We start from the raw sequence: 2,323 nt of genomic DNA, 5'->3' as shown, positions 1-2,323 counted from the left end.
CCCCCCCCCCCCCCCCCCCCCCCCCCCCCCCCCCCCCCCCCCCCCCCCCCCCCCCCCCCCCCCCCCCCCCGCCCCCCGCCCCCCCCCCCCCCCCCCCCCCCCCCCCCCCCCCCCCCCCCCCCCCCCCCCCCCCCCCGCCACCAGCAATCCGTTTCCAGTTTGTATCCGGACGGTTTCTCTACCCGTCCGGTCAACCGTGGACGGTTAGACTTTCTGGTCGATCGCGAAGCCGGCCGGGATGAGGATGTCCTCGGGGGACAGTTCGTGGAGCGACGAATGGCCGAGCCCCAGCAGCGTCTCGCTCACACCCTGCCGGAGGATCTCCAGCACGTTCGTCACCCCGCGCTCGCCGCCGGCGGCCATGCCGAACAGGGCGGCCCGGCCGATCAGCACCGCACGGGCGCCGAGCGCGAGCGCCTTGACGACGTCGCTGCCGCGGCGGATGCCGCCGTCGAGCAGCACCTCCACCTGGTCACCCACCGCGTCGACGACACCCGGCAGGCAGCGGATCGACGCCGGGGTGGAGTCGAGGTTGTTGCCGCCGTGGTTGGACACCGAGATCGCGCTCGCACCGACGTCCACCGCGCGGCGGGCGTCGTCCGGCCGGGTGATCCCCTTGATCATGAACGGGCCGCCCCACTGCTCACGCAGCCAGGCCAGGTCCGACCAGGTTGGCGGGGGCGTGCCGATCCACTGGCCGTAGGCGCCGAAGAAGGTCGGGGGCGTCGCCTCCCGCGGGCCGAGGTTCGGCACGCCGAGATCGGGCAGCGACCGGCTGCGCAGCCAGCGGGCGAGGTAGCCCGGGCGCAGGGCGACCTGCGGGGCGTAGCGGGCCATCGCCTTGAGGTCGAGCTTCTCCGGGATGAACGGGCTGCCCCAGTCCCGGCGCGAGTCGAACACCCAGTCCAACGTCACGATCAGGCCCTTGGCACCCGCCGCCCGGCCTCGCTCGGCGCGGGCGAGGATCTCCTCGCGCGCCCCCACCCAGTAGGTCTGGAACAGCAGCTTGTCGTTGACCGCGCCAACCTCCTCCACCGGCTTGGAGGCGAACGAGGACAGGCTCATCGCCGTCCCGGCGCCGGCGGCGGCCCGGGCGACGGCGACCTCGCCGTCGGGATGCACCGCCTGCACCCCGGTCGGCGAGATGAGCACGGGGAAGCTGATCTGCTGCCCCATCACCGTCGTCGACAGGTCGCGGGTCGCCGGCCGGTCGGCGACCCGGGGCCGGATCTTCAGCTCACCGAACGCGTCGACGTTGTCGTTCATCGTCACGCCGGCCTCGGTCCCGGCGACGAGCGCCTGGTACACCCCCCGCGGCAGCCGCTTACGCGCCCTGCGCTGGGCCTCGGCGACCGTTTCGAACCATGTCCTTGTGCTGGCCATCGAACTCCCACCTCGTCGTGTTCGCCCGCCACCGACCGGCGATCGACGGGCCCGGATGCCTCACCCGGCCGGGCACCGGCCGCACGTGACGGGACATCGGACGGCGTGGCACGATTTGGCACCGAGTGCCACTATAGCGATGCCGGTGACGGTACGCACCGCTCGCCCGGGCGGGATGGTCCGCGGGATGCTCTGGCCGCGGGAGCCCTGGCCGCGGGACGCCCAGGCCGCAGGCGGCGATCGCGGACAGTGGCGGCAGCGGCAGGGTGTTCGAGGTGGATGCGTGGGAGAGCGCCTACCTGTTCCTTCTGGAGGCTTCGACGTCCGATTCGTCCCCCCAGAAGGAACAGGTGCCGCCGTTCCCACGCGCACCCCGGCTCCCGGCCCCCGCCCCGGCCACGCAACGTCACCGTCGACCCGACCCCGACCCCGACCCGACACGGACCCGGACACGGACCCGGACCGATCCGATCCGATCCGATCCGGCGATCATGGTGATCCCTGCGGATCCGCGGGGCAGGTCAGGCCGAGGCGTGGCGGCGAGCCTGGCGGTACAGGTCGACGACGGCCTCGACCGAGCCGACCTCGGTCCAGGTGCGGGCTGCGCCGAACGAGGCGTTCCAGAAGCCGGCGGGCCGGCTCGGCGGCGGCAGCGGCGGGCCGACGTAGGCGTAGGGCGCCGCGACCGACTCGTCCCCCGGCGACACCCCGTAGTTGATCTGCCCGGCGCGGATCGCGACGTCGAGGTGCTCCGGCCACAGCGTGGGCGGGCTCGGCGCATCGGCGGGGATCTCCGCCGACCAGCGGCGCAGCGCCGCGTCACCCAGGGCGTACCAGTCGGCGAGGCGGCGAGCGGCGACGGGGTCGATGTCCAGCGGCTCGTCGGGGTGGCAGGGGGTGCTCAGCCGGTAGACCGCCGCCGGGCCGCCCGGGTCGATGC

The 2,323-nt window shown here is 74.5% G+C and carries 2 protein-coding genes and 1 pseudogene; 1 reads left to right on the top strand and 2 read right to left on the bottom strand.

The features are described from left to right. Positions 1–208 (top strand): hypothetical protein (locus tag ND748_RS30235; RefSeq protein ID WP_251749643.1); only part of this gene is annotated, 208 nt, incomplete at its 5' end. Here ND748_RS30235 and mftD read toward each other — a convergent pair. Continuing rightward, entirely contained in the window at positions 205–1,383 is a 1,179-nt protein-coding gene (gene mftD, locus ND748_RS30230) for a pre-mycofactocin synthase MftD (RefSeq protein ID WP_251749642.1), read from the bottom strand. The genes ND748_RS30235 and mftD overlap by 4 nt on opposite strands. Before the next feature lie 521 nt (positions 1,384–1,904). Beyond that, positions 1,905–2,323 (bottom strand): annotated as a pseudogene (locus ND748_RS30225) (hypothetical protein); the annotation flags it as partial.

Origin of the sequence: Frankia sp. AiPs1 (assembly GCF_023716945.1) — a bacterium.
GTDB lineage: Bacteria > Actinomycetota > Actinomycetes > Frankiales > Frankiaceae > Frankia.
Note: the sequence above shows the minus strand (reverse complement) of the source record. Positions and strands in the feature narration are given on the sequence as shown.

Bases quoted from the DNA above. Each gene is read 5' to 3' on its own strand.
- mftD (WP_251749642.1), bottom strand. From the start codon at position 1,383: ATGGCCAGCACAAGGACATGGTTCGAAACGGTCGCCGAGGCCCAGCGC.